Consider the following 26,351-nt stretch of genomic DNA (forward strand, 5'->3'; position numbering starts at 1 on the left):
AAACCGTACCTAATGGTAATGCTCCTCTGTTTTACCTCTGAAAAGAAAATAGGCATATAAGGTATAAGCAAGTAATATAGGCAGCATAATGGCGACACCGACTAATATAAATGTAAGTGTCGAAGATGGGGCTGCCGCTTCCCAAATGGTAATCTGATGTGGAATCAAATAAGGATAAACACTAACAGCTATGCCAATGTAAGAACACAAAAAAATGATAATGCTGTAAATAAATGGCTTGCGTTCGTTATTAGAATTTAAAGACAGGTTTCTCCAGGTTAGATAAATGGCAAATGCTGTAATCAAAGGAAGTGGACTTAACCATAAAAAATTAGGAAATTGATACCAGCGATTAAAGACTTCTTCACTGTGCAAGGGGGTCCAGATGCTAACAAAAGCTAAAAAGAAACTCACACTAATCAGTAACCCTCGGGCATAGTGGACCATTTTGGCCTGAAGTTTGCCGCTGCTTTTGATAATCATCCATGTAGCACCAAGAAGCCCATAACCACTTACCAGAGCAACCCCGGTAAATAAGCTAAACGGAGTTAACCAACTGGATTGAGTAATTGCCATAGTCTGAGGATTCATTGAAAACCCTTGGACAAAACATCCAAGTATGACCCCTTGGAAAAATGCTGCTGCAATCGAACCGATGGCAAATAGCCAGTTCCATACAGGCTTCGACTTATCGGCTTTAAACCGAAACTCAAAACTAACGCCGCGGAAAATCAAGGCAATCAACATGAACATGAGAGGAATATAAAGAACGGGCAAAAGAGCCCCATAAACCTGAGGAAATCCTCCATACAATATGGCGCCGCCAAAAACAAGCCAGGTTTCATTGCCATCCCATACTGGGGCAATTGAATTCATCATCTTATCTCTTTCCTTTTCACTGCTGGTAAAAGGAAATAAAATACCAATCCCTAAATCAAAACCATCCAAGATAACATACATCATGACAATAAAAGCAAGTAATACAGCAAATATAAGTGGAAGCATTATTTTTTCTCCACATTTAAATCAGTCATGTATTGAAATGCATGATGTTCGACTTGATCTTGCTCAATGACTTCTGGACCTAAACGAATGAGTTTCAATAAATAATACATGTAAAACCCAAAAACGACTCCATAAGCAAGCACAAGCAGTATAAAAGAGATTATCACATCCTCGGCACTGATTGCAGAGATTGCATCATGAGTTTTTAATAAACCGTAAACCACCCAGGGCTGTCTTCCAATTTCAGCAGTGAGCCATCCCGAAATACTGGCTATAAAACCGAGTGGCGTGATTGCAAAACACCAATAATGAAACCATTTTGCCTGATAAATTTTGTTTTTATAACGAAGGAATAAGCCTAAAATTGCTGTTGCAAACATCAGAAGACCGATGCCTACCATAATTCTAAATGAGAAAAACACAGGGGCAACTCTTGGTTGCTGGTCAGGTGCCACGGAGTCTAAACCGACCATTTTGCCATCCCAGTCATGAGTATTGATAAAACTTGCAAGTCCAGGAATTTCAATAGCATAGTTATTTTGTTGTTTTGCCTGAGAAGGCCAAGCAAATAATACTAAAGGTGCACCGTTCTGCGTATGCCAAAGCCCCTCCATGGCCGCTGTCTTAAGGGGTTGATACTCTTTAACCATAAGCCCCACAATATCACCAACCACAATTTGGACAGGAACAAGAATCAAAGCAGCCCAAAGCGCAAAAGACATAGTTTTCCTTGCTACATTAATTGCTTTTTTACGAAGCAAATAATAAGAAGCCACCCCCATGATGACAAAGCAAGTTGTCACATAAGAAGCTAGAATCATATGTATAAAGCGAGGCATAAACGATGGGTTCATCACTACAGCCCACCAACTGGCAACTACGTATTTCCCAGCAACCATCTCATATCCACTGGGCGTTTGCATCCACGAATTAGCAGACATAATCCAGAAAGCAGAAATGGTTGTCCCAATGGCGACAAGTAAAGTCGCAATAAAATGCAGTAGCGGTGGCACTTTTTTCCAACCAAAGAGCATTACTCCCAAAAAACCTGCTTCAAGAAAAAAGGCTGTTAGTGTTTCATAGGCAAATAATGCACCTAAAACGTTGCCAAACTCGGTGATAAATGGACCAAAATTCGTTCCAATCTGGTAAGCAAGTACAATGCCTGAAACAACACCCATTCCAAAGGTAAGAGCAAAAATCTTAGTCCAAAGTTTACATATCTCGAAATAAATTGGATTTTTCGTTTTTAGCCAAAAGAATTCCATGATGACTAAAAAGACGGCCAAACCCAAATTCAATGTTGGAAATAAAATATGAAATCCAATACTAAAACCAAACTGGATGCGTGACAGAATTTCCACAAGCATTTCATCACTCCGCTCATTACTAACTGAGTTTTGTAATACAGCTGCTTATATATAATCAGGAAGGGGCATTTATTTATGAAAATGCCTATCTGCATTTTTTATAATGCAGAATTACTGCATTACTGTATCTAATGTTAAATTATCGTATAGGTACAATAAATTATCAAATATGTGACCGCTATTATTTAAAATAAATAATTAATAATCTTAGTATGACAAGAACTGTCACTCCTATATGCATCTTAAAATAGGAACCGTCCTTATATTTGTGCTTAAAAAGCAAATAATCCAAACCCCAAAGTAGCAAGTAAATTGGCACTAAAGATAGGGAATAAGCCAATGTCTTACTACTGATCCACAAAATATAGAGAATTAAAATAATTATGGCACTTGCAAAGAAAATCAGGTTGCAATTTTATTTTGATAAACTCTAAAATGAATTAACTGTCCTTTTCAAGTTAACAAAAAATATTGAACTTTTAAATTTCATCAAGCATAGTCAATCTAATCATCTTAATTATGAGATTTACTATGGCCCGTTACTTGATTATCGCGGCAAGCAGTGCAATTGGACAATCGCTTACCACTTTTTTGATAAATCGTGGCGACACGGTATTCACTACCGCAAGGGATAATCGTAAAATTAATCCGGATTTTTTACTTGATGCCTGTGATTTTGATGCAGTCAGTGATGTTTTTCGCAATATTGGCAACATTGATGGTGTAGTTAATTGTGCAGGTTCATTACTGTTGAAAAGTGCCCATGCGACAACATTTGAAGAGTTCCAGGCCTGCATTAACGCTTCGTTAACCACTGCATTTGCAACAATTCGCGCTGCGGGTTTGATGATGAAAAAAGGCGGCTCAGTAGTATTAATTTCATCAGCAGCAGCATTGGTTGGACTTGCAAATCATGAGGCGATTGCTGCAGCAAAAGCGGGAGTAATAGGTCTTGCTCAAGCTGCAGCAGCTACTTATGCCCCAAATAACTTAAGAGTTAATGTTGTAGCGCCAGGAATGGTTAGTAGCCCCTTAACCTCTTCCATATTAAATAATCAGTTTGCTTTTAATGCATCCAAAGCGATGCATCCTTTGGGACGTATTGGAACACCAGAGGATATCGCTCAAGCGATTATTTTTTTATTAAGTCCAGAAAATAGTTGGATAACTGGGCAAGTTCTTGCAGTGGATGGGGGCTTAAGCCATGTTCGCCCCAAAATGAAAATTTAGCTAACTAAGAAAAAACAATTTATGACAAAACTCTGCTTTATTTTAGGCGATCAATTGAGTGACACTTTGTCTGCACTTCGTGAAATCAATAGACATGATGATGTTGTCTTGATGTGTGAAGTGACAGAAGAGGCAACGTATGTCCGTCATCATCCTAAGAAAATTGCATTTTTGTTCTCTGCAATGCGCCACTTTGCTCAAACACTCACGATTAAAGGATATGATGTCCGCTATACAAAGTTTGATGATCCAGACAATCAAGGAAGTCTGGTCAAAGAACTGATGCGAGCCGTTGAAGAAATAAAACCTTCAACAATAAATCTTACTCAGCCAGGGGAATGGCGCGTTCTTAAAATGTTTGAGGACTTGAAAAGTAAATTACCCGTTCCATTAATAATTTACGAAGACAATCGCTTTTTATGCACTATAAATGAATTTAAAGCTTGGGCCAAAGGAAAAAAACAACTACGCATGGAGTTTTTTTACCGGATGATGCGTCAAAAATATCGCATTTTAATTGATAGTAATGATAATCCAATCGGGGGCTCCTGGAATTACGATGCGCAAAATCGTAATCCTGCAAAACACATTCCCTCATTTCCAAAACGCTTGAATTATCCAGAAGATGAGATTACTGTCGAAGTTTTGAGATTGGTGAAAAAAAAATTTCAAACAATTTTGGGCAATTGATTCCCTTTGAATTGGCAGTGACTCGTGCTGATGCCTTATCGGAAGCACATTATTTCATTGAACATTGTCTTATCTCTTTTGGCGACTATCAGGATGCGATGTTAACCCATGAAACCAGTTTATTTCATTCAAGATTGTCGTTTTATCTTAATGCCGGACTGTTATTACCTATAGAATTATGTCGTATTGCAGAACAGGCTTATCTGCAACAAAAAGCACCTCTTAATTCAGTAGAAGGATTCATACGTCAAATTCTAGGATGGCGAGAATACATTCGTGGTATTTATTGGTATTTTATGCCTGCCTACAAAGAAATGAATCACTTTCAAGCAACAAGGGCTTTGCCTGCTTTTTTTTGGGGATCAGACACTAAAATGTTTTGTATTAAAGAAGTAGTTCGCCAAACGTCGGTAGAGGCTTATTCGCATCATATCCAACGACTCATGATAACCGGTAATTTTGCGTTACTTGCAGGCATCAATCCCAAAGAAGTCTGTGAATGGTATCTTGCTGTTTATGCTGATGCCTATGAGTGGGTAGAGCTCCCCAATACTTTAGGTATGGCACTATATGCTGATGGTGGTTTGATGGCAAGCAAACCTTATGCTGCCAGTGGGAAATACATTCAGCGCATGAGTAATTTTTGTGAATCATGCTCCTATAAGCCAAATACATTATTAGGAGAAAAAGCATGTCCATTTAATGCATTATATTGGAATTTTCTTAAACAAAATGAAGACAAGCTTAAAAATAATCCTCGACTTCATTATGCTTATATGAATTGGCAAAAAATGCCCTCTGATAAAAAAGAAGCAATACATGCTCAGGCTCAAGAAATTTTATCTTCTTTAGATTCAGGACGTCTTTAAGCTCGCGTATTAAGAGCCCAAATGATCTCGTTGAGAACATTTGAAAAAATAAGCCACAAAAAATAGGGTGATACTAATTAGGTACTTGCTCTACCCTTATTTTCATCAACGGTAAAAAATCATGTTTATCGAGTTGTCTTTAGAGTTTCTTTCAATCAGTATTGGTGGAACACCCCGCAGTACATTTTTTATCTTACTTTTCCAAATTCGTTGAAGAAAAGAAACGTACCATATCTTTTAACTCTTCTTGTTGAACCTGGGCATTTATCCAATTAAGTTGCACCTGGGTGGTTACCTGCTCTCGTTGATTCACTAGAAATAAGGTACTGTCTCCTTCATAGAATTTTTGTGTCTCTCCTTGTTGCACCTTAAGTGCCAAATGATACTCCTTCTTTAAGAAAGCTACCTGCTGATGGATTCTTTTTATCCCAATATAAAGATTGGTAAGTTGATTTTTAAGCTGCTCATACATAAACTTTTTTTCCGCTCTTATTTGCTCGAGTTCACCCTGTGTACGAATTAACCTCCCTTTGGCCTCTCGACGTAAAACAGGAAATTTGAAAGAAACCCCGATAAAAGCTGCCTCTGGGATTAACGAAGAATATCCTCCACTGCCGTATTGCTTAAACGTATATGCAGTAGCATCCAAATTGGGCAGTAACTCATTTTGCGCCAAGTCACGCTTAAGCTTAATTATTCTTGAGTAATTTTGTAGTTTTTTTAAAGAAGGATGGCGTGCTAATTGAGATAATCCTTGCGCTAATTGACCTTGCTGCATCAAAATATGCGAAGGGAGATTCCTTTCCAAAGGAATTTTAGGATTTCCCTTTTCATCTCGATAATACAAAGATAAATTAATACCAGCCTGTTCAAATATCATCATCCCTTGGTTAAGTAATTGCTCTCTCTGGATTATTTGTTGCAAGTTTTCGGTTATGGCGAGTTTTGGCAAATCACCTTGATTTGCTTGTTGCTCAATTGCCACTTGCCGCTTTTGAGCTAATTTTAATAACTGCCTAAAAGTTTTTAATTGCAATCCTGCTTCTACCCATTGCCAATAAACTTTAATCGTTTCTTGATATATCTGAATTTTAATCGCTTCCGAGTCGTGCTGTTTCATTTTAATTGACTCCGCGGTAGTCAATAAATTGGTTCGCTCCTTATCAATTGTTCGGTCACGAAGTAAAGGAAATGAAAGTCCGGCTCGATACTCCCCGCCTGAATTCGTTAAGTAGTTTTGATAATAAATGGGCCAGTCTCCATTCCCATTTCGATAACCTGCAAATAATTTAACTCCATTGTAAAAGGTGGGAACAGTAAGTTGAGTATCTCCGTAATTGTTAATATAGCCACCTAGGGGCTGTGATCGGGTAGTTGCATCAAGTGAAGGATCAAATCTTCCCAATGCACTCAAATGCTCGCCTTGAGCCTTGGTAATTTCCAGACGCGCTATTTTAATTTTTGGATAATAATGTGCAACACTCTGAAGCACCTTGTCCAGGGTTAATTTATTTTGTTCGCTTGCCTCGCTGACAACCGAAAGGATGAAACAAATAAAACCTAGTATAAGCTGATATTTAAATTCGGTATGAGCAAAAAATCGGTTCATGGTTGACTCTTCTCTGGGGTACTTTCGGGTGGAAAACCATTAAATTGCCGCCACAGTTCGTACCATAAAGGCACTTCTCCCAATTGAATCCAACCATGAACACGCACACCCTGCCTTAAAAATCGAGTTTGAGGCCAAGGTTCATCAGGAACAATGACGGCACGAAATAACCCCAGGCCATTGTCTGTGGGATCTATAAAAGAAACAGTTCCCCCAAAAGTGCCTACGGCAATTTCAGGCCAACCCCGAAATTGGATTGCAGGCCATCCCTCGAACTGTAAGCGTGCTTTTTGATGAAGTCGAACAAACGGAATATCATTACCATCAATCCATAGCTCCACAGCGCGTGATTGAGTCTCGGGAATAATTTGTGCCAAAACATCTCCCGCTTTAACGACTACACTCTCTTGGCCTGTCAATCGTTTAAAAATTACTCCTGCCACATGGGCTTTTATGAGTTGTGTTTGCTGACGTGCAATACGTACATCAACATCCACCATGTCAATATTTGCTTGCGCTAACTCACTTTGGTATTTGGAATATTCAATTTGTGCCAATTCAAATTGACGTTTTGAATTAATTCCTTGCTGATATAACCTTTTTTGTCGTTCCAGATTAGCTTTTCCGGCTACTATTGATTGTTCTGCTGCCTCTATCCGCAGTGCAATTGCTTTCTTTTCTAACTCCAATCGCTTCAATAACCCAGGATCATTATCATTGATTTCAACTAGAAGATCGCCGGGTTTTACCTTCATCCCCTCATCAACATACCATTTTTTAATACGTCCATTGATTGGTGAGTTTAATGTATGAAGCCTTTCAGTTGGTGAATACGCAATCACCTTACCATCACCAAGAGCAAACTGTTGCCATGGAGTAAAACTTAAAAATAAAACGATAACTAGAGTGATAATAAAAATTATTTTGGCGATTTTTTGTGGCTTTGGGAGTTTTGCAATCATGGTATAGGCATGTAATCTCATGGAAGCACCACGCAATTTGTCATTTCTTTGAGTTCATGGGTTTGAGTGACTAAAACCAAAATGGTATTATTCAAGTTCAGCAATCGCTCCATGAGCAAGTCAATTTTTTCTCTCTCTAATCCATCAAAAGTTCGGTCAATAATGAGTAATTGTGGCTGCAACAAGACAGCTCGAATAATCATTAGGGCAATAAGCTCAAATTCTGTAAATTCATTGTGCCAGTCATAAATAATCGTTTTTAAGCCATTAGGTTGATGCATTAGTTTTTCAGCGAGTCCGAATTGATTAAATTGTTCAATAATAATCTTGGTTGATGTATTTTTATGGTTTAACACCAGATTGTCATAAATGCTGCCGGCAAACCACTCCGGATTTCGCAACAATAAGCTGTATTGGCGAAGTGCTGTTCGATGCTCTTCATTACAAATACTTTGGTTCACTAAAAGGTCCATGTTACATTTCACTCCAAAACCCAAAAGTGATTCGGCAAATGATTTACAGGATTCTGCATTTTGAGAATAAACTACTAATGGCTTTTCCAATGCAGCATTTATTTTGATCTCATCAAAGAGCCGAATTTCGATTGTTTTCATAGGTAGAAATAAAGTATCAAGCTCATTTTTGATTTCCTCCAGAGGTAAATTAAGGACTGTATCAATCTTACTTTCTGAGGACACTAAATCGTAATAGTTTTCTAAAAGGACACCAAAGCGTTTAAATGCATAAATCAGCGCACCAAGTACAATTTCAGCAGCTACAAGCTGCCCTAAACTCAATTGATTTTTAATAACAAGATATCCTCCTAATCCTAGCAGGATGCTGCTTGAAAATGCAGAAAGGAGATAAAAACCAATTTGATGCTTGATGAGTTGCTTAAAATGAGTATTCCTTGCATTTAAAAAAGAAACCAAATGCTTGTCAGATTGTAAAATGGCATAGTTATTGTAATTACTGAATCGGAATAAAAATCGATTAATTAAAAGTTCTTCAAGCCAGGCACCTACTTGATGTTTCTGCGCACACTCTTTTTTTGCGCTCTCTAATCCCTTACGATATGGGATGAAAATAATTAATACGATACTGATAATAATAAAAGCGTCAAAGATGATAAATAAGGGGTGATAAACCATAAGAAGTAATAACCCCAAGAAAAGCTGCAGACCTAGATTAACCCCATATAGCAAAAGACTGGCAAGTGATTTTTTGATGGTAACCACTTCAAAAAAGCGATTCACAAGTTCAGGACCATGATGCGTTGAAAAACTATCTAACGACAAGCGAGTAAAATGGTTCGTTAGGTTTAGACTTATTTTTACCATTAATTTTTGCTGAATCACCTCGAGAACTACGGTTTGCCAAACATTTAAGGCACCAAGAGCTGCCATCAAGATGAATACAATGAGGCTCAAAGTGACTACAGGCTGCATTAATTTTCCAAAGGCAATTAAATTAATTAATGTTTGTGCTGCAATCGGGATGCTCAAAGTCAATAAGCTTGCTACCAGACTGATGAGCGCAATTGATACTAATGTCGGTTTATCTAAAACTTCCTTAATAGAATTCATTTCTTTTCTAATTATCCTTTTTTATCTTAAGACATTAATGTTTTAATTTCTTTAGTATGAAAAACTCAAGCGATTCAATCGCTTTATTGTGTTCTTTCTTTTTTAACAAGGATACATGAATATCGCTCAATTTTGGTAAGAATCCCTCATCAAGTCGATCAAGATCGTTGGGAATCATACTGCGTTGTATCGCAGTAATGCCTAGCCCTGCGCGCACTGCAGCCATTTTTCCAGCATAGCTTGGACTGCTGAACACAAGACGCCAGTTTAAATGGTGATTATCGAGAGAATCAATAACATTTCCACGATAGACACAAGGTGTTGGCGAGAGAATCAGCGGAACTGGTGTGGTATTATTGAATTGAGTTAGAAGTTCCCTCTTCCCTACCCAGTCTACTGGCTCATTCCAAACATCTACGCCCTCAGCTATTTGATTTCTTTGATTTGTTTTGATTAAAATCAAATCAAAATCGCCATGATTGAAGCGCTGGATTAAATTAAGAGTCAGCTCACACTCAACATTCAGCATCACCCTTGGATGAAGCCGTGAAAACTCAACCAGTACATCCGACAAAATCATTGAAGCAAAATCTTCAGGCAAACCAAAACGAAGCTCCCCATGAAGCTCTGGCGCTTTAAACCGGTCAAGTGATTCGCGATGAAGTTCATAAATCCTTTTGGCATAGCCTAAAAAAAGCTCTCCGTCAGGGGTGAGAGACAACTCACGTCCGCGAAGAATTAAAGGTTTTTCAATCAGTTGCTCAAGTTTTGCAATCTGCTGACTGATCGCGGATTGAGTGCGCCCCACTCGAAGGGCTGCTTTTGTAAAACTCTGGGTTTCTGCAACCGCCAAAAAGCATTGCAAAGTCACTGTATCAAAACTCATTAGAACTCCTAATGAAATGAATAAAAATTATTAATTTCACTTATATAAGTTTATCTAATATATTTCGATTGTAGCAAAATAATTTCTAATGATGAATACTGTGAATACGATAACAAATTTTTTATTTGTCGCTCTTCTGGCATCCCCAGCCCTCGCTCTGATCATTAACTGCTTTAGTGGCAGGAAAAGAGCTGTATCTGCAGCTGCATGGGGAAGTTTTTCTATTGGTTTTGGATTTATAATTGGTCTCATTTTATTAAGCCGCTTGAGCTTATCAGAAATGCCGGTGACCTATTTGCTCATCAGCTTTAATACCTTAAGTTTATTATTATGTAATTTAATTTTACTGGTAAGTTTTATCGTTCATCGATTTTCTTTAAGGTACATGGACGGCGACCGAATCTATTCACGTTATTTTTTTACCCTGGCAGCGATTACCCTTAGCGCTGTAGTCATGGTTCTTGCAGATAACCTCTTTCTCTTTTGGTCTTTTTGGTCACTCAGCAACCTGCTATTAATCGTGTTAATGGTTCATAAAAGCGAATGGACTGCGGCAAGAAACTCGGGGCGGCTCACCCTAAATACCCTATTGATAGGTAGCATCAGTTTATTATCCGCTTTTACTTTAATCACCTTAAGCAATGACACCGCTTCCATTAACGCTTTAAATGAGAAGGAACTAGCAGGATCCTCTGTTTTTGTCCCTGCTATGACTCTGATTATGCTCACCGCATTAACTCAATCCGCTATTTGGCCCTTTCATCGCTGGTTGATTAGCTCTTTAAATTCGCCAACTCCTGTTTCTGCTCTGATGCATGCAGGCCTTGTCAATGGAGGTGGCATCCTCATTGTAAAGTTTGCCCCACTTTTTGCAGCATCGAGTTACTTACTGATGACTGTATTCGTTCTGGGAGCCCTTTCAGCTTTCTTAGGAACTTTTTGGAAGCTCATGCAATATGATATTAAAAAAATGCTGGCTTGCTCTACTTTAGCGCAAATGGGATTCATGATGATGCAATGCGGTCTGGGACTATTTGCCGCCGCTGTAGCTCACTTGTGTTGGCATGGTTTATTCAAATCCTATTTATTCTTAAGCTCAGGCTCGGTCGTTGCCCAAAGAAGTCATGAGCCTAAAATAACGGCGTACAAACCAATTGTCGTTTTAATTGCTAGTATTGGCGGCATCTTAGGCATGTTTGGTTTTGCATTTATGACGAATAAGCCAATCCTGTCTCTGCAAGCAACCTCATTCTTGCTGGTATTTGCATTCATTGCAGGAACGCAAATGATGCTCACAGTAATGAGCAATCGCTTGTCCATCATCAATATGGCGATTGGACTCTTGATGTCTTCCTTAGCTGGCTTAGTTTACGGCGCAAGCATTCATCTGATTGAATTAACTCTTCCTAACTTAACTCAGTTTTACTTACCCAAGTTATCAATCCTGCACCTGATTACTTTAGTTCTGCTTGTTTTACCGTGGTTTCTTTTTAACCTTGGGTTAATGAACCGAATAAAAGAATCGAATTTCTGGTGCAGGATTTACATAAACTTATTCAACCAAAGTCAACCCTCTCCCCAAACGGTAACCACACTACGGTCTGATTATAAATACTAATTATTCTAAGGAGTAACCATGAGTACAGCAAAATTAATGGCGAATAAAGAAAAAACAAATGAACTCTCCATGAAAAAGAATACTTCAATCAAAACCCAAAACAAGAGAGTCGAAATACGCGTGTTAGTGGAAAATGCAGCCCAACGGATTGCACCGGTTTGGCCTTTAGAAACATTTATCGCCTGCAATCCCTTACAAGGGCTTGAAGCACAAAGATTTGAAGTGGCCATAGCGCAAGGTGATTTTCAACGAAAGGAAGTTCCACGTAATCGTGCTTTAGAAGACGTGAACCTGCAGATGATTAAATGGTGTAGCGCCTTTTACGATGCCGGGCAAGGTGCTATCGAAATGCCGCATCGAGACAAAGGATTCTATTTTGGATTTTTAAAATTAGCGTGTTTTGACAAAAAGCTGCATAAAAATAAAAAAGAAGCAAAACAATGGTTAATGACTTTGCCTGGGTCTGCAGAAGAAGCAATTATTCTTTGTCTGCAAAAACTTAAAGTTCCCAAGGAAAAAGCCGAAAAATTCATCTCCAAAACCTTTCTTTATTTACCAGGATGGGCGGGGTTTGTGAAATGGAAAGCCCATTGGCACAATCCAACAACAGCAGACAAACAACAGGCGACACTCATCGACTTTCTTGCGGTTCGTTTGGTCATTACCTGTTTGCTCTGGCCTGAAGCAGGACAGGAGAAAATAAGCGAAGAAGATGCTTCTTTGGTTCAGGACGTTCTTAAAGAAATAAAAAGCAATGAAAAACACTATGAGCAGGAATTGGTAAAAACACTGCTGCCTGAAGTCAAGCAAGTGCCCACCAAGCCCCAAAGAGCGGATGTACAACTCGTGTTTTGTATTGATGTTCGCTCAGAACCCATACGACGCGCTATCGAAAAGCAGGGAAACTATGAAACTCTAGGATTTGCTGGCTTTTTTGGCATCCCCATTCAAGTACAGGAATTTGAGAGTGGTAAAACAAAAGACTGCTGTCCTGTATTATTAAAACCACGTTATCGAGTTGATGAAAAACCAAGTGCAGCAAATAACTTTTTAATGGAACAACACCTTCAGGGCAAGACGATTAAGACTACCCTTGGCAAAATCTATCAGGAATTAAAATATAATTTTGCAACGCCTTTTGCTTTGGTTGAAACCCTTGGTGCCTGGTGTGGCCTGAAGATGCTTTTGCAATCGCTTGCTCTGGGTTATACAAAAAAAACAAGTCAAACATTAAATCATTTGATTGCACCTCCACTTCAAACAGAGCCATCGTTAGAATTAAATGGGGATAATTTGGAGCATGGTATTGCTCTAAGTGAGCAGATTGATTATGCCGAAACTGTATTACGACTTATGGGGCTCACTTCAGGTTTTGCAAAATTGATTGTTCTTTGCGGTCATGGAAGTAGCACCGAAAACAATCCCTACGCGTCTGCTCTGGATTGTGGTGCTTGTGGTGGAAATCATGGTGGAACCAATGCCAAGCTTTTAGCCAAAATCCTAAATAAAATAGACGTTCGAAGAGCTTTGGAAGATAAAGGAATTCACATTCCAATGGACACGCTTTTTTATGCCGCGCTTCACAATACCACCACCGACTCTATTAAGCTTTATAACTTGAACACAAGTAAGGTACTTTATCCAGAACTAGTCAATCAGTTACTTGTTGATTTGGATGAGGCAAAGTCGAGCAACAATTCAGAACGAGGTCGAAAATTAAATTCAGTCCATCCTGAACAAGACATTCAGCGAAGAAGTCAGGATTGGTCTGAAACACGACCTGAATGGGGGCTTGCGCGCAATGCTGCTTTTATTGTTGCCCCACGTTCATTAACAAAAAACATCAATCTTGATGGCCGATGCTTTCTACATTCTTACGATTGGAAACAAGACCCAGAAGGGAGTTTCCTTGAAACCATTCTGACTGCACCCATGGTGGTTGCGCAATGGATTAATACCCAATATTTGTTTTCAACCATCGATAATGTCGCTTACGGAAGTGGTAGCAAAATCACTCACAATGTCACGGGTAAAATGGGCATCATGCAAGGCAATGGCAGTGATTTAATGCATGGTTTGCCTTTGCAATCCGTGATGAGTAGTGATGAAACATCATACCATCAGCCACAACGTTTATTGACTGTAGTCTATGCACCACAAGCACTCATATCAAATATTATCGAGCGACAAGCTATTTTAAAAACATTGTTTTTCAATGAATGGGTTCATCTCATCATCATTGAACCCAATAATGGTCAAGCCTACAAACTGAATCAAAATGGCAATTGGATTTTAGCACACTAAAAACGAGGAGAAAAAAATGAATGTTATCAAAGTTCAGGAACGAAAGGATATTGGTATTAACCTCCATCCTATGAAAAAAATTGAAATAATAGTTTCTGGGGAGCATGAACAGCTTATCAGCTCGATGATGGAAGAAGCAAAAGTTACCGGATTTACGTTATTCAGAAACATTTCAGGTAAAGGCCATAATGGATTTCATGAAGGAAAAATATTATTCAACGACAGGGCCTCACTGATTATGTTTCTTGCCGTAGCTCCGGAGGAAGTCATAGCAACCCTTGCTTTAGGAATGAAAACTTTATTTCAACAGAATTCGGGTGTAATGTTTGTTTCTGATGTTGATGTCGCCCGAATGGATTATTTCCACTCAATCACTGGAGCTTAATCATGCATTATCGCAATCAGTCGGTTTTGCTTGCCTCAAAACATGAAAAAGAAAAAGCAATTGCTGAAGTATTTTTTAATAAACTCTCGTGCACACTGGCGGTGCACGAATTTGATACCGACCAATTTGGGACTTTTACTGGTGAAATCGCAAGGACATTAAGTCCCTATGATACTTGTATGTTAAAAGCAAGGCGCGCTGCTGAACACTACGGTTATGATTTAGCAATTGCGAGTGAAGGCAGTTTTGGTCCGCATCCTGCATTTCCCTTTATTCCCAGTGACCATGAAATCATGGTACTTGTAGATCGCAAAAACAATTGGGTAATTGCAGAGCAGTATATTACACCCAAAACAAATTACCGCATGATGACCATAACGCCCCAAACAGAGCTCCACGATTTTTTAGAAAAATCAGGCTTTCCTGAGCATGCCCTCACCCTGCAAACCAATAGCGATAAAAAAGTGATTGCAAAGGGGATTAGAGACGTCAAATCGCTCAAGACTGCCCTGTCCCGTGGTTTTCAACAAGAAAAAGAGCTCTTTCTCGCCACCGATATGAGAGCAATGATGAATCCTTTGAGGATGCAGGCGATTTCTGTACTCGCTGAAAAATTAGTTAATCGAATTCAATGTTGTTGCCCCCACTGCTTAACTCCTGGTTTTGGGTTTAAAGAAACCAAAGGCAATCTTCCTTGCAATGAATGCACATCCCCCACTTCGTTATACCAGCAAGAAATCTGGGGGTGTATTCGATGTGATCATCAGGAAAAACACCCAAGAAAAGACGGTTTACAGTCAGCTGATCCACAATATTGTGACTATTGTAATCCCTAAAAAATAATCAAATTAGGAGTAAATTTAGTAAAAGCGAAATTGTGTAGCGACAATTATTTTTGCGTTTAGAGAACAGCAATAAATTAAGCTAAAATAATTGTCGCTACACATTTTAATGTGAGAAGAATCCATTCTGAAGCTAAAGTACTGTTCTACATGCAGAAACGAAGATATTTTTTGAACACCCCAATAGCGGGCTAGGAACTGATAGGGATTTTCCGGTTACCCTCTAATAAGGAACTCAATCAACACATCAAGCTTCTTCCGCAAGAAATACAACTTTTTACGAGCAATTTTTGATGCTCCACTATTACGAAGCAGCGGAACTTATCCTGGAGTTGCATCCAATCTTGAGGTAATGAGTTGTCTAGAAAAACAAATCACGGTTATAAACAACGGGTTCGGCTGAAAGATGAATTCAAACAGTTTATGAGTAATACAGCTTGCTATTGTGCTTTCACTGAAATATCTCCAGTATAATCTGCAATATTACGTTGTTTATGCACATTTGAATAATATCTACAGTCATCTGAAGTTTATTTATGCATGCTGGCTCCAATTAATTCAATAATATGATCAATAAAGTTCTTATAGTAACACCTAATTCAGAATTCGATGAAAATGATCAACGCATTTTAGCTCAATTTATCCAATCTCAATTGCATCAAGGGATTCGAAACTGGAAAAAAGACACTGTGTATACAGATGATCAGGGCAATATGATTTTTTTCATCATGATGTAATTCAGATAGACAGAAAAAGTGCGTTAGATAAAAAAACCAACTTACCTAGACAAAGCATTCGTTTAAGATTCTCTACTGAAACGTCCTTGGGTAAAGACGGTTTTGGTGAAGTAGTTACATATCCTGGCGTCATAGCCATTCATAACAATTCCGTTGTTTAAAAAAAAAAGAAAGTGCCCTAAAATTTGGTGGCGATGATGTCAATGTTCCAGCATCAACGTCAAGCCCTCATCTTGGTAAAAAGGAACCAACTCAACTTAAGAATCATACAAAAAAATATGCCGTTGCGATGAAGCTAATTAAAGGATTTGATCTATCGGATATAAATGCAAAAATAAACTTATCTATCGCTGAAAAAATAGAATTATCTCAAGCCTTATTAAAAGCGTACCAAACACAAATTAATAATCTGAATATGGTTCATAGAGATATAAAACCTCCTAATATAAAAGTTGAATATGTTGAAGGTAAATCCATTGTAAATTTCATAGATTATGATAACTACACTCTGGAAGGAACTATGCCCCAACAAAATATAAATAGCCCAGGGTTTACTCCACCTGAGGGCTTAGGTGGGACTGCAAGTTACGCACAAGATATCTACTCTCTAGGAAAAGTATTAAATCAACTATGGACTCTTGAGCTTAGAAACAATCATTTATCAAGTGAAACGGGTATAGTTATCAACGCCATCGATAATATGATTCAAGAGATGACTATGAAGGAGCCTGGGCAAAGAGTCACGATTGAAGATTTGAACAAAAAAATGAATGACATACACTTTGATAATCCGATTGATAATACCGAAGAACAAATAAGGAAACTTAATAATGCTAGGAGATATGAAAACAGTCAATAAGCTACTCGAAGAATTTAAAAGGAATGAAGTTAATTATTTAGGCCAAGATGCACAGGGAAGAACGGCATTACATTATACTGTTATTGTACATAATGACAAACTTGTTTCATTTTTTTGGAGCAAGGTAGTAATCCAAATATCAAAAACAAAAATGGAATAACCCCTTTGGGTTACGTGCAATTTGAAAAGGAATCTTCATTTCAAATTTTGAAAAATCTCTTAGAACATAAAGCGGGTCCTAATATTTATAAAGACGCCCCCCTTTATGGCTTGCTATAAATAAAAAATCTCCATTACATGTCGTAGAATTATTATTAAAACATGGGGCTGATCCTAATGGTAAATATTGGAATTCGACAGTTTTTTACAATATATTATTCGCAAATGAAGATGCTATGTCGAGGATAAAAAATACACCCTATGTCCTTAATGTAGCTAACCTATTGTTAAAAAACGGTGCCCAGATTAATGAAGTGAGTATTTGGAATAAAAGTTCTTTTGTTGTTTGCTTTGAAATGTTGCATTTATATATGAAAGATAAATAATTTACAAATGCACTCAAAAGCAATGATAAATTTTTAAATAATTTGGTCGAGAAGATGCATCAATTTCAAAGTTTCTTTGCGACGGAGATTGAAGAGTATGACGAATTAGAACGTGAGTATTATACCAAAGTTAATGAGCTATTATCACAGCTTCAACTTAAAGATACTGATTCAAATCTTGAAACATATAATAAGTTTAAAAAATTAACTGATCAATTAGAAGAGTTAGGGAATAGTCTTAATCAATATAACAAAAAAGATCCGATACAAGCAGAGGCTAATGCTGAATATTTCTATCCTATGAAAAATACTTGTGAACGATTTTTACTTATGAGTGAGCAGTTGGGTATAAAAGAAAATCAGTTGCTCGATGAAAGCCTAAATCAAAATGAAGATCATATTTTTACCAATAAACGTTTTGGTCTAAAATAATCCAAATTTAATGCTAAAAATGGATCAATGCCAAATGTTGCAACAGAGTTGCTTGCCTATGTTGATGCTCACTATTTTGATATTTTAATTTATCACTAGCAAAACCAAATCGTCTAAGGCATTCCCCAAACAGGGTGCAAAGCATCCCAGAAATTATATTAATTTTGAACGAATTGATTTTTAAAGAACGCGCTATGGTATTTAATTGAAATCTTATAGCATCCGGCAACTCAAAAATAGCAACGGGTCGAGTGGTGGATTTAAAATAAGTGAAGATACAGCATCAGAATCGAAATTTTGAGCAAGTCTTACTAAAACCACATTGGGACAAATTTTGCCGATCTCTGGTTGTTGGATTAAATCATATCGAAAATCGATAATGGGGTTTCATTACAGGAAAACCTTAGTTGGCGTCATTATGTGCTGTCAATGCGATTGGCGATTCTTTATGAAATTGCAAAAAAATCAACACGATTAACAATTTCTTTTAAAGCAGCATGCGTCTCTGAAGACTGTGATAGATATTTCGGCTAATACCCTGGAGTTAACGATTATATCAACTGACCAGGTCTTCTTATGTTAAGCATTAAACGAATACTCATCACAAAAAGTTTGACACTCTATAAACAGACTTATCCACAGAAAATGTGTATAACTTACGAAAATATATTTTATCTAAAATATGGATATACTTGATAAAACAAGGATTTTAAGAAATATTCATATTATTTAAATAATATGAATTAAATAAATATCCACAGGATTTGGATATGCAAAAAAAGTTAAGGCTTAGCAAGTTTAACCAAACTAAAAATAAAAAAACAGTCTTGACTTGGACTATTTTTTCTAGGCTATTCCATATTGGGATAATTTCATTACAACTTTTCATAAAGCGCAAAAGCCTATTAATTAGCCAATTGATATAAAATTTGTCAAATTTACATTAGCAAGAGAATTCCATGTCTTTAATTGCATTGCACTCTCAATCAGTTTGCGGGAAAAATTGTTTAGCTGAAACCCGAATGGTGCTACTATTGGCAAAAACCCGAGTTTAAATCATCCGTCTTTCAAACAATATCTGATTCCATTATTAATAAACCCTATGTTGATATTCCAGATTACTTGATAAAACATGGGGCTTAACTATTTTTCATCCCAACCATGATACCGCCCATGCTATAAGACAAGCAACAAATACTCGGTTTTTTTTAAACCTGACCCTATTTCATGGGCTTCCCTTTCAAAAAGAAGCCGCAGACCATTATAGTTCAGAATAAAAGCGGCTCTTAAGCCAGCAGGATTTATATTTCGAGCTGCTAGAACAAATGAATTACCAGGTCCCAGTGACATGCAAACTGCTGCTCGCTCTGCCGAATTGTTTCAAATTATTGCACTAGAGCTTGGATTTAATCGAAAATTAGTTTCGTCCATTTTTCATTGCATTTCATATACTTATACCCAACCCAATCCCCAAGACATTTCCAGCCTTCACGAAGGTTTTTCAGGTGAACAAGGGCTTGCAAGGAATAAATTTAATCTAGTAAAACGCATACTCCATTTAAGCCATCACGGTGATTTAGTACGTGTCTATCCCGATTTGAAACAGTTAAATGATTCAAATAAAGAAAATTTAAAATCATTAATTGGTTCCGATAAGATGGATGCGCTGCTGATGCCGCTTTAAATTATGCCAGAGCAAATTGTGAATTAACTGGAGCGCCCTATTATCTCCATAACAATACCATTGAAAGAGTATTACCCCCTCTCTACCTGAAAGCTGTAGCAGTTACTCATATAAAGAAAACACTTTCTACTATAGAGTAGTTTATCGAAAGAGTTTATTCATGCGAGTCAAGGCCAAGATTCAACGGCGCCACTTAAAAAAGTCCAAGTAAAAAATAAGTTCTCTCCCAAAAAAGTGGCGGCAGAACTCATTATACAGCGGAAGTTCTTTAAACAGCGAACCCATATAATCACCAACCAATCGGTAAAAATATTACCTACAGAGGCATCAAGCAGCAATATACGTCACATAATAAATGAATTAAAAAGCGGAGATGGGTTAACCCCGGAGGAAAAAAACGTAAAAAAGAAGCGATTCTTTTACCCGAAGAACAACCACTATTCGATTATTTGGTTAATGAACTTGAATGGATATTAAAACATATTACATCAAGCTATGGCCACATTTTACAAGGGGAAAAGTTTTAAAATCGCTACATCAACGTAATCGAGAATGTACTTTTTATTGACATTCGCTCTACCAGCGATTTTGAATGGAGCCACATACAATCACCCTGCTAATAAAGCTATACTCGCCTATTTTAGTTTAAAAAAAGCGCCGACAAAATGTTTGACTATTTAGTTGAACATGCTGATTTTATTGCGTTCTTCGGGCAACATGGATACGCCTCATTCTGCCTGTCGCATCTCCAGTTAGAATTCTCCGTCTCAGAAACCAAGTCACGTGGCATAAACTTATCCGAAACATTACGTATATTGCATAAAGCCTCTCGGCTATTCATATTTATAACATGGTTGCAACTTCATTGCGATATTTACTATGCTTGTGATTGGCTTATATTTCTCCAAAAGCTCCTTTATACGTCTACTCTCAATTCTTTAAAACCTGCGCTTGAGCAAACATTCAAATTAGATGGTTGATTTTATATTAAAAAAAAATTTCTCCAATTTGTTTCCTTTTCAACTATTTTTAAGTTAACTAGTGTTAATTTCAAAAGGGGAAAAAATGAAAAGACTAGAACCTAGTCAGTTGAAGTCACATATTGGCTATCGAATGCGAGTAGTCTCAAACGCGGTCTCTCATTCATTTGCACGAAAGCTTGCTGCAAGCGAGGTAACCGTTGCTGAATGGGTTATTTTACGTGAAATGTACTCAAGTGAAATCACCACTTCACCGAGTGCAGTTGCTGCCATTACCGGGCTCTCGCGCGGAGCGGTATCGAAACTTATAGACCGTCTGTTGGCAAAGAATCTTGTAAGTCGTATGGAGTCAATAAGTGATCGCCGCTATCAAGAGATAAAACTCACCGCCAAGGCAATCCAACTTATACCGAAACTGGCTATTATTGCCGATGAAAATGACAACCATTTCTTTTCTGTGCTTACAGCATCAGAGAGAAAAAGTCTCTTAGAAATCCTCACAAAACTGGCCGATCTAAATAAACTCAATAAAAACCCTATCGACTAAATAAGGAGAATAGCAATGAATCAAATTATAGAAAAACTAACAGAAGCACTAAAGTATGCAATATCAATTCGTCCAAATATTGGAGGATTTCCAATTATTGCTGAAGTTCTTCGACAAGCTGGTGTCGAAACGAATCGCTGGTCGTTGCCTTCTTGCCAATCGATTTACATTATGAGTGAGGGCTCAGTTGTTCAAGTGGGAACGCCTCTTGTCACTGGAATGTATGAAGTCCCTAAATTCGATCGTGATGCACTCATAGCAGCGATTAGAACCGATCAAGAAGGTAAAAGCACTTTCCCCGAGTTTCTGCATTCTGCGTGGGATGCCGGAGTAATTGGCTATGATGTAAATTTTGTTGGCCGCGAAGTCGTTTACTATGGTGTCAATATATGGTGTCAAGTGAGAGATATGTGGAGAAGTATCCTGCCGTTGAGGTAAAAAGAGAAGCATGAGATAAGTATAAAGCGTGTTGACAATTCATCTCCACCACCTACGTTCCACGACTTGTTCCTGAGAGATGGTCTCAAAAAGTAAGCATAACTTTTTGAAAAATATGATGAATATTTTTGAAGTGCATGAAAATATGTGATCCAATAGTGTTTCCGACATTATAAGGTTCACCTTCATGCTTAAGAACAGCCCAACCTAATCCCCACAAAGAATGAATATCTTATTACTGGTGGCCCCTCAGATGTGATTATATTTTGTGAGGATCTCTCAGGAACAAGTCGTGGAACGTAGGTGGTGGAGATGAATTGTCAACACGCCTTAGAATTTCGGACTAAAAATTTAACCCAAAAATCAATGGATTAGCACTTTAAAAAAAGTTCTATTGTAGCCCCTGTTCTGAAAATTTACGCTATACTTATTTGTAATTCTTCAATTTAGGATGCCCGGCAGATCATGGAAGATATTATAGATGAAGACATAATTAAGATACTTCAAAAAAATAATTTATTTAATTCGCTATCAAACAAACAACTAAATGATTTAATACCCCTTGTGAGGATTATTGATTTTGATGCTAATCAATTAATAATTTATGAAAATGATAACCCTATTGACTTATATATTATTTGGAAAGGCGAAGTTGAAGTCTTGAAAAAAGCTCAAGACGGGACTGAGTTACGGATTTCCACTCTTCAATCAGGGGAAGCAATTGGAGAAATGGGATTAATTGATAACTCGCCACGTTCTGCGACTATTCGTACAATAACACCAACTAAACTGCTTGTTTTTTCTATTGCTGATCTTAAGAACCTCACCAAGAATACCCTTTTTTACAATCAGCTCATTAGCAAGCTATCCGATATTATCAATGAATTGCAATTCTATATTAACGAACAGCCAACTTATCTTACCCTAATTTCTAATCTTGCCGGTACACTTAGTAATCGCATCCGTCAAACTAATAAATTAACCGTTGATACTTTAAGAAGCGATCTTGAGCATACAAAGGCTCGTATCGCTATGGGCAAATTCATGATCGATGTTCTGTTGGTTGTTGTGATTTATATGTATACATTTAGTGTTCTTGCAAAGGTAGCACATAGCCACCAATCAACAAGCATTGTTAGTATTCCATTAATTATCTTCTTCGGGATTATCGTTTTATTTATGATGAAAAATAGCAGTTATCCCTTAAAATTTTATGGGCTAACACTTAAAAATTGGCGGCAAGCCCTTTGGGAAGGTATCTTGTGGAGTATACCGCTCATTTTATTAATAGTTTTAATTAAATGGTTGGTAATAAATCTTGTTCCTCAGTTTAGTCATTTAACGTTGATTAATCCAATCATATTTACTGGGCATGATATGAATCCAAATCATAGCCTTCCTTCATTGATTGCATTGGTATTGGCTTATTTGATATTTACCCCTGTCCAGGAACTGATTGCCCGTGGTGCTTTGCAAAGCTCTTTGCAAGAGTTTTTAATTGGCCCAAATCGTATTTGGTGGGCTATTTTAATGTCAAATATCTTATTTAGTGTAACCCATCTCCACGTTTCTATCAGCCTTGCTATTGCTGTATTAATTCCCGGTTTTTTTTGGGGCTGGCTCTATTACAGGCATAAAACACTTATTGGGGTTTCGATATCCCATTTAATTGTAGGTGGTTTGGCTTTCTTTGTTTTTGATATACGCAGTATCTTCGCCTTTTAAGTGATCAGGATTATATCATGAGCAAATTCCCCATGGCCGTGGGGCATTTGCTATGTTGTAGACGAAATTCGACTCAGTCATTGCGACGCGATTTAATTGAGATACCAACCCGGTAGATAGTTTGCCCAAAAGCGTCTTTATCCAAACTTTATCCAGGGTAAAATACGCTATTTTTCAGAACAAAGTATTTAGCATGGATGCATCATATAAATTTATTGTTTCATTATTGTGTAATTTCTGAATTAAATTAGGGTTTGCGATAAATGGCCTACCAATTCCTAACAAATCAAACTCTTTATTCTTAATTTTTTCTTGTCCTTCGTGAAAATCATAACTACCTGTGGCAATCAGAATTCCTTCAAAATATGTTCGCATAAATTCAGTCATTGTTTTTTGATTTAATTCTTCGAAAATCACTTTATCATTAAAATTACCTGTGTGGACGTATGCTATTGGTAGTAGATTTAATTGTTCTAAAAGATATTGAAAAACTTCTGCATCACGTTTATCGCCAACGATTTCATTAAGATAAGCCCCGGGTGATAACCTGATGCCTACTTTTTGATATCCAATTGTATCACCACAAGCCTTAACTATCTCCAGAGCAAAACGCGCCATGTTTTCAGGTGTTTCACCATAAGAATCTATTCTGTGGTTTGTGTGATAATGTAAAAACTGATCGATGAGATATCCATTTGCACCATGAATCTCAATTCCATCAAATCCTGCTGCAATCGCGTTTCTTGCTGCTGCGGCATAACTTTCAATTGTTTCTTTTATTTCATCTAAAGTAGCTGCGCGCGATCTCCCATAAGTTAAACCATCCGACCGTGATACTCGACCAGTCATTACCGTTTCTGAAGCCGAAATAGGTAATGCCCCATTTAAAAAATAAGGATGGGACACCCTACCCAAATGCCAGATTTGTGAAAAAATATGTCCTTTATTCGCATGAACAGAGTCAGTCACCATTTTCCAGCCTTCAATTTGTTCCCGGGTAAAAATACCTGGTACATTACTATATCCTTTAGCATCTTGCCTGATTATTGTTCCTTCAGTAATAATTAAACCTGCATCTGCCCTTCTCGCATAATATTCAGCCATAAGTTGTGTTGGACTCAGATCATCATGGGCCATATTGCGAGTCATAGGCGCCATAACTATTCGATTTTTTAAGCATAGAGTTTCATTTAATTGAATAGGTGTTAAAAGTAAATCAAGCTGTGACATATTAATTCTCCTTTAATACCGGAAATCTATATATCGCAAATTTCCGATTAATAAATACAAAATTTTTTATAATATCTTCTGCAATTGAACTAAAAACTCATTAATAAATGGCTTGTTCAATTTACAATAGGTCCATTGACCTCGACGCTCCATGAGAATTAATCCCGCCTGATTGAGCTGCAAGAGATATTGCGAAACGGTTGATTGAGATAAACCTGATTTTTGCTCAATTAAACCCACACAAACACCGTCTGTACTGACATCACAATATGACGAAGTGAAATATTTGGCTGGTTCTTTTAGCCATTCAAGAATTTTAAGACGATTCTCATTAGAGAGGGCTTTTAAAACAAGTATAATGTTCATATATTTCATTATATCGGAATTTTTCGATATATCAATATACAACAATAAGTAAATCAAATATTGAAGTTTTCAGAATTTTTTGGAGATATAATTTTAAAGGGTGTGACCTCGCATTAATGTTTAAATATCTCTGAGGATCCCCCCTCATTTGATCCAATTCAAGTCATGATGGCGTTTATATTTACAATTGATTCAAGTATAATTTTTTCAAAATTGACTTAAATGAATAGAAATAAGGCGAAAAGCATGCAAAACAAATTTGAGCTGTTTGATAAATTACCAGAAGAACTCGAACTCCAAACCGCACAAAATTTATCAAACCGTGATTTAGTGAACTTGGCTCAGACATCAAAATATCATTTGTCTTTGTTTAAACCCATGGTTGATGTTCGTAAGCTACTGCACCACGTCGTGCGTGGTCAGCATGATGCAGTTCAATTGATACTAATAGATGATATAAGTTTAATGCTTAAAAGGGGCAAAGTAACGGATTGTTCTGGGCGAGAATTTGAGAACATAAGTAGCTTTGAATATGCACTTTGGGCCATGGATAAACACATGTGGGCAAAAATGATGTCGTGCATACCTCAGAATGAGGAAGGCAGAAAAGTATTCGCACAATTGATTGCTCAATACAACAAAGTCAACACCGACGGAGTCACTTATAGGCTTAATGGAAAAACAATCACTGAACAGCATTTTGATTTCGAAAATACCCTCATTAAAGAGCTGCAAACGCAAGTAGATTCGATACACGCGCCAGGGGTTAATAATTGGGATGCCATTGATAAGCAGTGGCGAGAAGGTGTTGGTGGTGCACAAAAACGACTACCTATGCATATTGTTGATGAATACTGCTCTAATGATCCGTTTTATCCTGTGCCGAAGTTTACCTCACAACCAATATCATCGAAACAATTCTACGATTGGACTACTAATAAGAGCGAAGATTGGTTTAGCGTTGACTCCAAGTTAGGTTCCAAGTTTGCTATATATAAAGCGGTGGCCTATGGACTCGGTGCGGCGTGTGTCTATGCGCTAGGCGGCGGGGAGTACCCCGCAGAGTGCTTTGCGGCCGCGACCTTCGATTTAGATGCCATGAAGGCATTATATGAAGTAAGAACCCAGGATCTTATTAATCTCAAATTACAACTTAAAGAGCAAGCGGGCTTGGAGAATCACTACCAAGTTGTTCCGATGTGACCGAGTTGACCGCATGTCGATGAAGAAGCCTGGCGGCGTATGCCGCCACACGCTCATCCCAAGCATGAGTCCAAAAACCATAAAAGCAAGTCCTGGTATAACCAGTATGCTGCTGTTCTCCCCCACCACATACACCATTGATGCAAGTAACTGATGATGCGCCGGGGAGAACCCCCATCTTTGACCCTCCATTTAACTTGCTCGTGCGCTTTGCGCCATGTTCTTGCATGAGGAACAATGTGTGTTTGC

23 protein-coding genes and 2 pseudogenes are annotated in these 26,351 nt (G+C 37.7%); 16 read left to right on the forward strand and 9 right to left on the reverse strand.

What is annotated here, in order from left to right:
* Nucleotides 1-9: 9 nt before the first annotated feature.
* Nucleotides 10-1,005, reverse strand: coding sequence for a cytochrome d ubiquinol oxidase subunit II (gene cydB / locus EKG34_RS14940; protein ID WP_080619675.1), 996 nt, complete (start codon nucleotides 1,003-1,005; stop codon nucleotides 10-12).
* Nucleotides 1,005-2,375 (reverse strand): cytochrome ubiquinol oxidase subunit I, encoded by a 1,371-nt coding sequence (locus EKG34_RS14945; RefSeq protein ID WP_003636556.1) that lies wholly within the window; start codon nucleotides 2,373-2,375, stop codon nucleotides 1,005-1,007. The genes cydB and EKG34_RS14945 overlap by 1 nt, the downstream gene beginning before the upstream one ends.
* Nucleotides 2,376-2,906: 531 nt before the next feature.
* Here EKG34_RS14945 and EKG34_RS14950 point away from each other — a divergent pair.
* Together EKG34_RS14950 and EKG34_RS18905 are read left to right on the forward strand one after the other, a co-directional pair.
* Nucleotides 2,907-3,605 (forward strand): SDR family NAD(P)-dependent oxidoreductase, encoded by a 699-nt coding sequence (locus EKG34_RS14950; protein ID WP_003636555.1) that lies wholly within the window; start codon nucleotides 2,907-2,909, stop codon nucleotides 3,603-3,605.
* Nucleotides 3,606-3,626: 21 nt separating this feature from the next.
* Nucleotides 3,627-5,164, forward strand: a pseudogene (locus EKG34_RS18905) (cryptochrome/photolyase family protein).
* Between the two features lie 193 nt (nucleotides 5,165-5,357).
* On the opposite strand, the gene EKG34_RS14960 reads toward EKG34_RS18905, so the two are convergent.
* Genes EKG34_RS14960 through EKG34_RS14975 form a run of 4 tightly spaced genes read right to left on the reverse strand, consistent with a single transcriptional unit; the run spans nucleotide 5,358 to nucleotide 10,207 of the window.
* On the reverse strand, nucleotides 5,358-6,773 hold the full coding sequence (locus EKG34_RS14960) for a TolC family protein (protein ID WP_080619674.1): 1,416 nt from the start codon (nucleotides 6,771-6,773) through the stop codon (nucleotides 5,358-5,360).
* Nucleotides 6,770-7,756 carry an HlyD family secretion protein gene (locus EKG34_RS14965; RefSeq protein ID WP_003636551.1) on the reverse strand — a complete coding sequence of 329 codons (987 nt, stop codon included), beginning with the start codon at nucleotides 7,754-7,756 and terminating at the stop codon, nucleotides 6,770-6,772. Before EKG34_RS14965 ends, EKG34_RS14960 begins: the two co-directional genes overlap by 4 nt.
* Nucleotides 7,753-9,321 (reverse strand): ABC transporter transmembrane domain-containing protein, encoded by a 1,569-nt coding sequence (locus tag EKG34_RS14970; RefSeq protein WP_003636549.1) that lies wholly within the window; start codon nucleotides 9,319-9,321, stop codon nucleotides 7,753-7,755. The genes EKG34_RS14965 and EKG34_RS14970 overlap by 4 nt, the downstream gene beginning before the upstream one ends.
* A gap of 34 nt (nucleotides 9,322-9,355) precedes the next feature.
* Entirely contained in the window at nucleotides 9,356-10,207 is an 852-nt protein-coding gene (locus tag EKG34_RS14975) for a LysR substrate-binding domain-containing protein (RefSeq protein ID WP_080619673.1), read from the reverse strand.
* A gap of 100 nt (nucleotides 10,208-10,307) precedes the next feature.
* On the opposite strand from EKG34_RS14975, the gene EKG34_RS14980 reads away from it, so the two are divergent.
* The 13 genes and pseudogenes from EKG34_RS14980 to EKG34_RS15035 all read left to right on the forward strand — a co-directional run bounded on the left by EKG34_RS14980 (nucleotide 10,308) and on the right by EKG34_RS15035 (nucleotide 23,303).
* Nucleotides 10,308-11,825 carry a proton-conducting transporter transmembrane domain-containing protein gene (locus EKG34_RS14980; RefSeq protein WP_012979246.1) on the forward strand — a complete coding sequence of 506 codons (1,518 nt, stop codon included), beginning with the start codon at nucleotides 10,308-10,310 and terminating at the stop codon, nucleotides 11,823-11,825.
* Nucleotides 11,826-11,843: 18 nt separating this feature from the next.
* Complete coding sequence (locus EKG34_RS14985) at nucleotides 11,844-14,129, forward strand: DUF2309 domain-containing protein (RefSeq protein ID WP_080619672.1); 2,286 nt, start codon at nucleotides 11,844-11,846, stop codon at nucleotides 14,127-14,129.
* Nucleotides 14,130-14,145: 16 nt separating this feature from the next.
* On the forward strand, nucleotides 14,146-14,514 hold the full coding sequence (locus tag EKG34_RS14990; RefSeq protein ID WP_003636542.1) for a P-II family nitrogen regulator: 369 nt from the start codon (nucleotides 14,146-14,148) through the stop codon (nucleotides 14,512-14,514).
* Between the two features lie 2 nt (nucleotides 14,515-14,516).
* On the forward strand, nucleotides 14,517-15,350 hold the full coding sequence (locus tag EKG34_RS14995; protein WP_080619671.1) for a DUF6671 family protein: 834 nt from the start codon (nucleotides 14,517-14,519) through the stop codon (nucleotides 15,348-15,350).
* Between the two features lie 1,032 nt (nucleotides 15,351-16,382).
* Nucleotides 16,383-16,952: a protein kinase family protein gene (locus EKG34_RS15005; protein ID WP_080619670.1), complete on the forward strand. Its 570-nt coding sequence runs from the start codon at nucleotides 16,383-16,385 to the stop codon at nucleotides 16,950-16,952.
* The gene (locus EKG34_RS18300) at nucleotides 16,936-17,112 is read left to right on the forward strand and encodes a hypothetical protein (RefSeq protein WP_165391552.1); all 177 of its coding nucleotides are present in this window, start codon (nucleotides 16,936-16,938) and stop codon (nucleotides 17,110-17,112) included. Before EKG34_RS15005 ends, EKG34_RS18300 begins: the two co-directional genes overlap by 17 nt.
* 109 nt (nucleotides 17,113-17,221) lie before the next feature.
* Nucleotides 17,222-17,281, forward strand: a pseudogene (locus EKG34_RS19025) (hypothetical protein); the annotation flags it as partial.
* A 66-nt stretch (nucleotides 17,282-17,347) separates the two neighbouring features.
* A complete protein-coding gene (locus EKG34_RS18680; protein ID WP_003636530.1) occupies nucleotides 17,348-17,497 on the forward strand; it encodes a hypothetical protein in 150 nt (49 codons plus the stop codon).
* A 54-nt stretch (nucleotides 17,498-17,551) separates the two neighbouring features.
* The gene (locus EKG34_RS15015) at nucleotides 17,552-17,929 is read left to right on the forward strand and encodes a hypothetical protein (RefSeq protein ID WP_080619668.1); all 378 of its coding nucleotides are present in this window, start codon (nucleotides 17,552-17,554) and stop codon (nucleotides 17,927-17,929) included.
* A 1,303-nt stretch (nucleotides 17,930-19,232) separates the two neighbouring features.
* On the forward strand, nucleotides 19,233-19,613 hold the full coding sequence (locus EKG34_RS15020; protein WP_242616757.1) for a SidE phosphodiesterase domain-containing protein: 381 nt from the start codon (nucleotides 19,233-19,235) through the stop codon (nucleotides 19,611-19,613).
* 1,113 nt (nucleotides 19,614-20,726) lie between these two features.
* Nucleotides 20,727-21,140 (forward strand): MarR family winged helix-turn-helix transcriptional regulator, encoded by a 414-nt coding sequence (locus EKG34_RS15025; RefSeq protein WP_242616755.1) that lies wholly within the window; start codon nucleotides 20,727-20,729, stop codon nucleotides 21,138-21,140.
* 15 nt (nucleotides 21,141-21,155) lie between these two features.
* Entirely contained in the window at nucleotides 21,156-21,578 is a 423-nt protein-coding gene (locus EKG34_RS15030; protein WP_223800040.1) for a DUF1398 domain-containing protein, read from the forward strand.
* Between the two features lie 465 nt (nucleotides 21,579-22,043).
* Nucleotides 22,044-23,303 (forward strand): cyclic nucleotide-binding domain-containing protein, encoded by a 1,260-nt coding sequence (locus EKG34_RS15035; RefSeq protein WP_003636518.1) that lies wholly within the window; start codon nucleotides 22,044-22,046, stop codon nucleotides 23,301-23,303.
* A 174-nt stretch (nucleotides 23,304-23,477) separates the two neighbouring features.
* On the opposite strand, the gene EKG34_RS15040 is transcribed toward EKG34_RS15035, so the two are convergent.
* Together EKG34_RS15040 and EKG34_RS15045 are read right to left on the reverse strand one after the other, a co-directional pair.
* Nucleotides 23,478-24,533 (reverse strand): alkene reductase, encoded by a 1,056-nt coding sequence (locus EKG34_RS15040; protein WP_003636516.1) that lies wholly within the window; start codon nucleotides 24,531-24,533, stop codon nucleotides 23,478-23,480.
* Nucleotides 24,534-24,599: 66 nt separating this feature from the next.
* Nucleotides 24,600-24,899 carry an ArsR/SmtB family transcription factor gene (locus EKG34_RS15045; protein WP_003636514.1) on the reverse strand — a complete coding sequence of 100 codons (300 nt, stop codon included), beginning with the start codon at nucleotides 24,897-24,899 and terminating at the stop codon, nucleotides 24,600-24,602.
* A gap of 246 nt (nucleotides 24,900-25,145) precedes the next feature.
* Here EKG34_RS15045 and EKG34_RS15050 point away from each other — a divergent pair, with 246 nt between their 5' ends.
* Nucleotides 25,146-26,102 (forward strand): hypothetical protein, encoded by a 957-nt coding sequence (locus EKG34_RS15050; protein WP_003636512.1) that lies wholly within the window; start codon nucleotides 25,146-25,148, stop codon nucleotides 26,100-26,102.
* Here EKG34_RS15050 and EKG34_RS15055 read toward each other — a convergent pair.
* On the reverse strand, nucleotides 26,053-26,351 hold a 299-nt coding region (locus EKG34_RS15055), incomplete at its 5' end, for a hypothetical protein (protein WP_242616756.1). The genes EKG34_RS15050 and EKG34_RS15055 overlap by 50 nt on opposite strands.

Origin of the sequence: Legionella longbeachae (assembly GCF_004283175.1) — a bacterium.
GTDB classification, from domain to species: Bacteria; Pseudomonadota; Gammaproteobacteria; order Legionellales; family Legionellaceae; genus Legionella; species Legionella longbeachae.

What these genes read in the sequence shown, in the direction of transcription:
- cydB (WP_080619675.1), bottom strand. Translation starts at nt 1,005, where the DNA reads ATGCTTCCACTTATATTTGCTGTATTACTTGCTTTTATTGTCATGATG.
- EKG34_RS14945 (WP_003636556.1), bottom strand. Translation starts at nt 2,375, where the DNA reads ATGCTTGTGGAAATTCTGTCACGCATCCAGTTTGGTTTTAGTATTGGA.
- EKG34_RS14950 (WP_003636555.1), top strand. Translation starts at nt 2,907, where the DNA reads ATGGCCCGTTACTTGATTATCGCGGCAAGCAGTGCAATTGGACAATCG.
- EKG34_RS14960 (WP_080619674.1), bottom strand. Translation starts at nt 6,773, where the DNA reads ATGAACCGATTTTTTGCTCATACCGAATTTAAATATCAGCTTATACTA.
- EKG34_RS14965 (WP_003636551.1), bottom strand. Translation starts at nt 7,756, where the DNA reads ATGAGATTACATGCCTATACCATGATTGCAAAACTCCCAAAGCCACAA.
- EKG34_RS14970 (WP_003636549.1), bottom strand. Translation starts at nt 9,321, where the DNA reads ATGAATTCTATTAAGGAAGTTTTAGATAAACCGACATTAGTATCAATT.
- EKG34_RS14975 (WP_080619673.1), bottom strand. Translation starts at nt 10,207, where the DNA reads ATGAGTTTTGATACAGTGACTTTGCAATGCTTTTTGGCGGTTGCAGAA.
- EKG34_RS14985 (WP_080619672.1), top strand. Translation starts at nt 11,844, where the DNA reads ATGAGTACAGCAAAATTAATGGCGAATAAAGAAAAAACAAATGAACTC.
- EKG34_RS14990 (WP_003636542.1), top strand. Translation starts at nt 14,146, where the DNA reads ATGAATGTTATCAAAGTTCAGGAACGAAAGGATATTGGTATTAACCTC.
- EKG34_RS14995 (WP_080619671.1), top strand. Translation starts at nt 14,517, where the DNA reads ATGCATTATCGCAATCAGTCGGTTTTGCTTGCCTCAAAACATGAAAAA.
- EKG34_RS15005 (WP_080619670.1), top strand. Translation starts at nt 16,383, where the DNA reads ATGAAGCTAATTAAAGGATTTGATCTATCGGATATAAATGCAAAAATA.
- EKG34_RS18300 (WP_165391552.1), top strand. Translation starts at nt 16,936, where the DNA reads ATGAAAACAGTCAATAAGCTACTCGAAGAATTTAAAAGGAATGAAGTT.
- EKG34_RS18680 (WP_003636530.1), top strand. Translation starts at nt 17,348, where the DNA reads ATGTCGAGGATAAAAAATACACCCTATGTCCTTAATGTAGCTAACCTA.
- EKG34_RS15015 (WP_080619668.1), top strand. Translation starts at nt 17,552, where the DNA reads ATGCATCAATTTCAAAGTTTCTTTGCGACGGAGATTGAAGAGTATGAC.
- EKG34_RS15025 (WP_242616755.1), top strand. Translation starts at nt 20,727, where the DNA reads ATGCGAGTAGTCTCAAACGCGGTCTCTCATTCATTTGCACGAAAGCTT.
- EKG34_RS15030 (WP_223800040.1), top strand. Translation starts at nt 21,156, where the DNA reads ATGAATCAAATTATAGAAAAACTAACAGAAGCACTAAAGTATGCAATA.
- EKG34_RS15035 (WP_003636518.1), top strand. Translation starts at nt 22,044, where the DNA reads ATGGAAGATATTATAGATGAAGACATAATTAAGATACTTCAAAAAAAT.
- EKG34_RS15040 (WP_003636516.1), bottom strand. Translation starts at nt 24,533, where the DNA reads ATGTCACAGCTTGATTTACTTTTAACACCTATTCAATTAAATGAAACT.
- EKG34_RS15045 (WP_003636514.1), bottom strand. Translation starts at nt 24,899, where the DNA reads ATGAACATTATACTTGTTTTAAAAGCCCTCTCTAATGAGAATCGTCTT.
- EKG34_RS15050 (WP_003636512.1), top strand. Translation starts at nt 25,146, where the DNA reads ATGCAAAACAAATTTGAGCTGTTTGATAAATTACCAGAAGAACTCGAA.